7 protein-coding genes are annotated in these 7,511 nt (G+C 68.8%); 5 read left to right on the top strand and 2 right to left on the bottom strand.

Annotated elements, in window-relative coordinates; genetic code table 11:
* Positions 1-21 precede the first annotated feature (21 nt).
* The 3 genes from FPZ41_RS43000 (at position 22) to purM (ending at position 3,545) form a co-directional block, all read left to right on the top strand.
* Positions 22-825 carry an META domain-containing protein gene (locus FPZ41_RS43000; protein WP_152869919.1) on the top strand — a complete coding sequence of 268 codons (804 nt, stop codon included), beginning with the start codon at positions 22-24 and terminating at the stop codon, positions 823-825.
* Positions 826-910: 85 nt separating this feature from the next.
* Positions 911-2,437 (top strand): amidophosphoribosyltransferase, encoded by a 1,527-nt coding sequence (purF, locus tag FPZ41_RS42995; protein ID WP_322621467.1) that lies wholly within the window; start codon positions 911-913, stop codon positions 2,435-2,437.
* Between the two features lie 43 nt (positions 2,438-2,480).
* Positions 2,481-3,545, top strand: a complete 1,065-nt coding sequence (gene purM, locus FPZ41_RS42990; protein WP_152869917.1) for a phosphoribosylformylglycinamidine cyclo-ligase — start codon at positions 2,481-2,483, stop codon at positions 3,543-3,545.
* A 91-nt stretch (positions 3,546-3,636) separates the two neighbouring features.
* On the opposite strand, the gene FPZ41_RS42985 is transcribed toward purM, so the two are convergent.
* The gene (locus tag FPZ41_RS42985) at positions 3,637-3,888 is read right to left on the bottom strand and encodes a DUF3073 domain-containing protein (protein WP_152869915.1); all 252 of its coding nucleotides are present in this window, start codon (positions 3,886-3,888) and stop codon (positions 3,637-3,639) included.
* A 311-nt stretch (positions 3,889-4,199) separates the two neighbouring features.
* A complete protein-coding gene (locus FPZ41_RS42980; protein WP_322621466.1) occupies positions 4,200-5,306 on the bottom strand; it encodes a Leu/Phe/Val dehydrogenase in 1,107 nt (368 codons plus the stop codon).
* Positions 5,307-5,549: 243 nt separating this feature from the next.
* On the opposite strand from FPZ41_RS42980, the gene FPZ41_RS42975 reads away from it, so the two are divergent.
* Positions 5,550-6,392, top strand: a complete 843-nt coding sequence (locus tag FPZ41_RS42975; RefSeq protein ID WP_322621465.1) for a hypothetical protein — start codon at positions 5,550-5,552, stop codon at positions 6,390-6,392.
* Positions 6,393-7,044: 652 nt separating this feature from the next.
* Entirely contained in the window at positions 7,045-7,251 is a 207-nt protein-coding gene (gene bldC / locus FPZ41_RS42970) for a developmental transcriptional regulator BldC (protein ID WP_003949541.1), read from the top strand.
* The last annotated feature ends 260 nt before the right edge of the window (positions 7,252-7,511 follow it).

Here is a 7,511-nt window from a genome sequence, read left to right as displayed (position 1 = left end):
CACCCCACCCGTCCCAGCGTCATGAACATGCAGCGACTGACCCTCAGCGCCCTGATTCTGCTTCCGCTCGTCGCGGCCTGCGGCGGCGAGTCGGGCAGCAGTTCCGTCGGCTCGAAGCCCGGCTCCGCGGCGTCCGTCGCCGGTGTCCGCTGGAGCGTCGACAGCCTCACCCTGGACGGGAAGAGCGAGCAGGCCCCAGACAGCGCGTATGTGAAGATCACCAAGGATGGCGAGGTCGACGGCAACTACGGCTGCAACGGCTTCGGTACGACCGCGACCGTCGACGGCGACAGCATCAGGTTCGGCAACGCCCGGTCCACCGACATGGCCTGCGACGACGTCCCGATGTCGTTCGAGGAGTCCCTCCGCAGCACCCTCGGCGACGGGCCGCTGAAGGCCGAGACGAGCGACGGAAAGCTGACGCTCACCTCCGACTCCGGCGACAAGGTCGTCCTCAGCGAGGAGGCGCCCGCCCAGCTGTACGGCACGACGTGGAAGGTCACTTCACTCGTCAAGGACGGCACGGCCCGGTCTCTGCCGTCCGACTCGGCCGACAAGGCCTGGTTCACCTTCGACAAGAAGGAGGGCAGGCTCTCCGGCATCCTGGGCTGCAACCGTGTGTCGGCCGACGCGACCGTACGCGATGGTCAGCTCACCCTCGGCACCCCCGGCACCACCCGCAGGATGTGCGACGGCTCACTCATGGACACCGAGCGGACGCTTCTCGAACTCTTCAAGAGCGAGGTCAGCTACGAAATCGATCATCGAACCATCACGTTGACCAGCGAAAACGGCGAGGGCATCAGCGCGGTCGCCAGTAAGTGACGTACGTGGGTCAGGGTCGCCTTACCGGCATGAACCGAGATCACGGGATTCGGACCAGTGCGCGATCTCGCCTACACTCGGTGCCGTGCCACGTGGTGACGGTCGACTCAATCACGATCTGCTCCCCGGCGAGAAAGGCCCCCAGGACGCGTGTGGCGTCTTCGGTGTCTGGGCTCCGGGTGAAGAGGTCGCAAAGCTCACGTACTTCGGGCTCTACGCCCTCCAGCATCGGGGCCAGGAATCCGCGGGAATCGCGGTCAGCAACGGCCGCCAGATCCTCGTCTTCAAGGACATGGGCCTCGTCTCGCAGGTCTTCGACGAGACCTCACTCGGTGCGCTCCAGGGGCACATCGCGGTGGGTCACGCCCGCTACTCGACGACTGGCGCCTCCGTGTGGGAGAACGCCCAGCCGACGTTCCGGGCCACCGCGCACGGCTCCATCGCGCTCGGCCACAACGGCAACCTGGTCAACACGGCGCAGCTCGCCGAGATGGCCGCCGACCTGCCCAAGCAGGAAGGCCGGTCCACCCGGGTGGCGGCCACCAACGACACCGACCTCATCACGGCGCTCCTCGCCGGCCAGACCGGTGAGGAGGGTGAGCCGCTGACCGTCGAGGAGGCCGCCGCCACGGTCCTCCCGCAGGTCAAGGGCGCCTTCTCGCTCGTCTTCATGGACGAGCACACCCTCTACGCGGCCCGCGACCCGCAGGGCATCCGCCCGCTGGTCCTCGGCCGTCTGGAGCGCGGCTGGGTGGTCGCCTCCGAGTCCGCCGCCCTCGACATCTGCGGTGCCAGCTTCGTCCGCGAGATAGAGCCGGGCGAGTTCGTCGCCATCGACGAGAACGGTCTGCGCACCTCCCGATTCGCGGAAGCGAAGCCCAAGGGCTGCGTTTTCGAGTACGTGTACCTGGCCCGCCCGGACACCGACATCGCCGGCCGGAACGTCTACCTGAGCCGCGTCGAGATGGGCCGCAAGCTCGCCAAGGAGGCCCCTGCCGAGGCCGACCTGGTGATAGCGACCCCGGAGTCCGGCACCCCGGCCGCCATCGGTTACGCGGAGGCCTCCGGCATCCCCTTCGGCGCCGGTCTGGTCAAGAACGCGTACGTCGGGCGTACGTTCATCCAGCCCTCCCAGACGATCCGTCAGCTCGGCATCCGGCTGAAGCTGAACCCCCTGAAGGAAGTCATCAAGGGCAAGCGCCTGGTCGTCGTCGACGACTCGATCGTGCGCGGCAACACGCAGCGCGCACTGGTGCGCATGCTCCGCGAGGCCGGCGCAGCCGAGGTCCACATCCGGATCTCGTCCCCGCCCGTGAAGTGGCCCTGCTTCTTCGGCATCGACTTCGCCACCCGCGCCGAACTCATCGCCAACGGCATGACGATCGAGGAGATCGGCACCTCGCTGGGCGCCGACTCGCTGTCGTACATCTCCATCGACGGCATGATCGAGGCGACCACCATCGCCAAGCCGAACCTGTGTCGCGCCTGCTTCGACGGCGAGTACCCGATGGAGCTCCCGGACCCCGAGCTGCTCGGCAAGCAGCTCCTGGAGACCGAGCTGGCCGCCGGGCCCGCCGCCACGGCCGCCGCCGACGCGATCCGCCGTCCGTAAGAGCCCGTGATCCCTGCCGTACGACACGAAAGTGCCCTTTGCCATGTCTGAGACCGGTGCCAGCTACGCAGCCGCGGGCGTCGACATCGAGGCGGGCGACCGCGCCGTCGAGCTGATGAAGGAGTGGGTGAAGAAGACCCGACGCCCCGAGGTGCTCGGTGGCCTCGGCGGCTTCGCCGGACTCTTCGACGCCTCCGCCCTCAAGAACTACGAGCGTCCCCTGCTCGCCTCCGCCACGGACGGCGTCGGCACGAAGGTGGACGTCGCCCGTCAGCTCGGCGTGTACGACACGATCGGCCACGACCTGGTCGCCATGGTCATGGACGACATCGTGGTGTGCGGGGCCGAGCCGCTGTTCATGACCGACTACATCTGCGTCGGCAAGGTCCACCCCGAGCGGGTGGCGGCCATCGTCAAGGGCATCGCGGAGGGCTGCGTGCTCGCCGGGTGCGCCCTGGTGGGCGGCGAGACGGCCGAGCACCCCGGTCTGCTGGGGCCGGACGACTTCGACGTCGCCGGCGCCGGTACGGGCGTCGTGGAGGCCGACCGACTGCTCGGCGCGGATCGTATCCGTACGGGGGACGCGGTCGTCGCGATGGCGTCCTCCGGGCTTCACTCCAACGGGTACTCGCTGGTCCGGCACGTCCTGCTGAACCAGGCGGGCCTGTCCCTGGACGCGACGATCGACGAGCTCGGCCGCACGCTCGGCGAGGAGCTGCTGGAGCCGACCAGGATCTACTCGCTGGACTGCCTGGCGCTGATGCGCGCCACCGAGGTGCACGCCTTCAGCCATGTCACCGGTGGCGGACTCGCGGCCAACCTCGCCCGTGTCATCCCCGACGGCCTGCACGCGGTCGTCGACCGCTCCACCTGGACGCCGGCCCCTGTGTTCGACCTCGTCGGCCGCACCGGCGACGTCGAGCGACTGGAGCTGGAGAAGACCCTGAACATGGGCGTCGGCATGATCGCGATCGTGCCTCAGGAATCGGCTGACGTCGCGCTGGCGACCCTCGCCGACCGTGGGGTCGACGCATGGATCGCGGGTGAGATCACCGACCGCGGTGAGCACACGACGGGCGCGGCTCTGGTCGGCACGTATTCAAGCTAAGAGCGCCGACGCGTGATTTCCGCGGTGACAGCGCAAAACCCGGTCCGGCAGCGATGTAACGCTCCGGACCGGGGCAGGCGCGACTGGATCGTCAAGCGCCGCGGCGCTGTGACGAGGGACCGGACTCGTCGTCCTCATCGTCCTTGTCGTCGTTGTACAGATCCGCGTACTGGGCGTACGGGTCATCGTCTTCGTCGTCCTCGAACGGCTCGCCGTTCGGCGGCTGGCTCGAAGTCGATGCGCCCAGCTCGCTGGCCAGACGCGACAGGTCAGTCCCGCCGCTGTTGTACTTCAGCTGGCGGGCGACCTTCGTCTGCTTGGCCTTGGCCCGGCCGCGCCCCATGGCTCGACCCCCTCGGTGACGGGGCTCGACGGCCCCAGAGTCTTGACGCGTTCATAATCCAGAACGGGCTCTCCGCAGAGAGACCGCCCCTAGGGCTTCCACGGTACCTGAGCCCGCGCCCATACGGTACGTCGCCCGCACTGCGCGCGTGTGCCCAGGGCCTTCGAGGCGCCCCGTCCTCGCTGGTCAGTGGCGATTTTAACCACTTCTTGGCGAACGACCCGCCGACGAACGTGAGAGTTCTCTCCAACTGACCCCGGGCAGGTACCGGCCGAACTCGTGGGGCACCCTCGCGGGCGCCCCACGGAACCTCAGCGTCCGTGACCGTGTGCCGGCGACGCCTCGTGCATCCGCTGCTCGGCGATCCGGTCGGCCGCGGCGGCCGGAGGAATGCCGTCCTCATTCGCACGTGCGAAGATTTCCAGCGTGGTGTCGTAGATCTTCGTGGCCTTCGCCTTGCACCGCTCGAAGTCGAACCCGTGGAGCTCGTCGGCCACCTGGATGACCCCGCCGGCGTTCACCACGTAGTCCGGCGCGTAGAGGATCCCGCGGTCGGCGAGGTCCTTCTCGACGCCCGGGTGCGCGAGCTGGTTGTTCGCGGCGCCGCAGACCACCTTGGCGGTGAGGACGGGCACGGAGTCGTCGTTCAGGGCGCCGCCGAGCGCGCAGGGGGCGTAGATGTCCAGGCCCTCGACGCGGATCAGCGCTTCTGTGTCGGCGACGGCCCGGACGCCGGGGTGGCGCTCGGTGATCCGGCGCACGGCCTCCTCGCGTACGTCGGTGATCACGACCTCGGCGCCCTCGGCCAGCAGGTGCTCCACCAGGTGGTGCCCGACCTTGCCCACGCCCGCGATGCCGACCGTACGGTCGCGCAGCGAGGGGTCGCCCCACAGGCGCTGGGCCGAGGCCCGCATCCCCTGGTAGACGCCGAAGGCGGTCAGCACGGACGAGTCGCCGGCGCCGCCCTTCTCGGGGGAGCGGCCGGTCGTCCAGCGGCACTCACGTGCCACGACGTCCATGTCGGCCACGTACGTCCCGACGTCGCAGGCCGTCACGTACCGCCCGCCCAGTGAGGCCACGAACCGCCCGTACGCCAGCAGCAGCTCTTCCGTCTTGATCTTCTCGGGGTCGCCGATGATCACGGCCTTGCCCCCGCCGTGGTCGAGACCGGCCATGGCGTTCTTGTACGACATCCCACGAGCGAGGTTCAGAGCGTCGGCGACGGCCTCGGCCTCGGTCCTGTACGGGTAGAAGCGGGTGCCGCCGAGGGCGGGGCCCAGGGCGGTGGAGTGGATGGCGATGACGGCCTTGAGGCCGCTCGCGCGGTCCTGGCAGAGCACGACCTGCTCATGGCCCCCCTGGTCCGAGTGGAACAGGGTGTGCAGTACATCAGCAGGCGCGCCGGTTACGTCGGTCACGGTGGTGACTCCAGGCTGAGTGCGGCGGTGTCGGGACGGGCTCCCGTACGGGTGGCGGGGCCCGTGGCATGAGGGTAGAGCCTGTGCCCGCTCGTCATCCGCGCCGTGCTCAGCAGTGTTCAGGATCACCCTCCCCAGGAGTACGTTCGCACACGTGCGTGGGACGATTTGCAGTGTTTCCCCGCGGCCCGCGCGCGGGAAACGACAGGGTTTCGTGTCGGGTCCCATGGGGAGGGAGCAGGCGTGCCCAAGGTGTCCTCGGTGGTCGTTCCGTACACGTCGTACCTGCGCGTGTACGAACCGCTGGCCGCTTTTCCGGAGCCCGAGCGCACCCACTGGGCGCGCTACGCGCGTCGGCCGGACCGCCCCTCCTACCAGGACGAACTGCGCCGCTCGCTGGCCGATCTGCTGCCCACCCCGCCGATTCCGGTGCCGGTGCACGAGAGCAGCGACGCGTTCGTGCTGGAGGTCGAGGGTGTGCTCTGCGTCTGCCCCTGGCGTACCAGGCTGCGCGGCTGGCAGGCGCTCGGCGATCTTGCCGAGGAACTGCCCACGCCGGTCCTGGACGCGGTGCTGCCGCCGGTCGTGCGCCGCCAGGCCGCCCAGGACTACGAGCGCTGGATGGCCGGCCACCCCGACGCCCGGCCGTGGATCCGCACCTCGACCTGGCATGTGCCGCTGAACTGGTTCGTGCTCGTGGGGGACGAGGAGCGGCGCTACGACAAGGGGTCGGACGAGGTCCCGCCGGCGCTGCGGTACCGGACGCCGATGGTGCAGGCGCGGCGGCGGGTGGCCCGGGGGCTGCGGGCGATGCGGGACATGATCGACGAGGGGCCGCTGATCGACGGCCTGGTGGACGTGGGGCGCTGGCTGGAGGAGTTCCACCCGCGCTCGCTGGTCGAGCTGGACTACGGCGGCCTGGTGCACGTCCTGCCCGCCGACCAGCTCGACGGGGATCACTCGGCGGCGGACGTCGCCGAGGGCATCGAGGCGCTGCGCACCGGGGACGAGGGGGCCGCCGGGGAGGCGTACGGGCGTCTGGTGGAGCGCTGGCGGGCCGTACGGGGCATTCGGTCGGCGAACTGAGGCCCGCTGCCCGCAGGTGCAGAGGGGCCGGTCCGGCGGGCGCGTGGCGGGTCGTACGGCGGTGAACTGGCGGCTCGCGAAACACAGTTGGTCATCTGTGATGGAACGAGCTTTCCGTGATCTGTGATGTCATGGTGAACTATCGACCCTTGGCCCAGGCTTGACGCACCGAAGCGTGCGTTGGGGGGTGACGGGGGGCGTATGGGCCCTGATCCGGTCTTTTTGCGTCAAGTAGCCGTTAAGGGTGACGGACTGCACTAACAAGGGTCTTGCCTCTTACGCCCCTCCTCATGCCAAAATAGGACAAGGAGTCCGGGGGAGACTTCTTCTGCCCAAGTATGGGTGGAATCTCAGCATTGCACGCTATGGGGGGTCTGGTGACTCCTGATCGCTGGTGTGACTGATCGTCACAGTGGCGTGACTGTCCGCTATGGCATGGTCCATCGGCTTCCGTCGGTGATGAACGCCTGGGGGGGCAATTCCATCGGTTTGGCCGACACGGCTGGACAGATGGTGTAGTTGTAGTGCCGAGGACAAGCCGTTCGTCCTATAACCGACTCGACTCGCGTCCGCCATTTCGGGCAACGCGGGTCAAGGTGCAGAATTTAGAGGAAAGAACCGAGAAGGTTCGGTTCTCCCGAGGAGGCCGCTCATGACCGCTCGCACCCCTGATGCCGAGCCGCTGCTGACCCCGGCTGAGGTCGCCACCATGTTCCGCGTGGACCCGAAGACGGTCACGCGGTGGGCGAAAGCCGGCAAGCTCACGTCCATCCGTACGCTCGGCGGGCACCGCCGCTACCGCGAGGCTGAGGTCCGCGCACTGCTCGCGGGTATTCCGCAGCAGCGCAGCGAGGCCTGAACAATCGCATAACCGGGCGAATCGGCAGGCACCCCCAACATGCCGAGCCGTCCGACCCACAGCTCCAAGCGACGCGGGTTCCTGCCCCAACAGGGCCCACGCCCAAGCTCTCCGGCACCGCCCAGGATGTTCTAGGCGGGCCGTGCTCTCAAGACAAGCAACATAGGGTGCGTCGTTGATCGCGCTGGACTCCGCCGGGTCCAGCGCGATCTTTTTTGTGCGCGGACGCGGGTGGGCGCGGGGTGTGGGTGGCCCCGGGC

The sequence above is a fragment of the Streptomyces acidicola genome (assembly GCF_009377235.1).
GTDB lineage: Bacteria > Actinomycetota > Actinomycetes > Streptomycetales > Streptomycetaceae > Streptomyces > Streptomyces acidicola.
The sequence above is the reverse complement of the archived record's forward strand: the minus strand, read 5'-3'. Positions and strand labels throughout refer to the sequence as shown.

Bases quoted from the DNA above. Each gene is read 5' to 3' on its own strand.
- bldC (WP_003949541.1), top strand. From the start codon at position 7,045: ATGACCGCTCGCACCCCTGATGCCGAGCCGCTGCTGACCCCGGCTGAG.
- FPZ41_RS43000 (WP_152869919.1), top strand. From the start codon at position 22: ATGAACATGCAGCGACTGACCCTCAGCGCCCTGATTCTGCTTCCGCTC.
- FPZ41_RS42985 (WP_152869915.1), bottom strand. From the start codon at position 3,888: ATGGGGCGCGGCCGGGCCAAGGCCAAGCAGACGAAGGTCGCCCGCCAG.
- purM (WP_152869917.1), top strand. From the start codon at position 2,481: ATGTCTGAGACCGGTGCCAGCTACGCAGCCGCGGGCGTCGACATCGAG.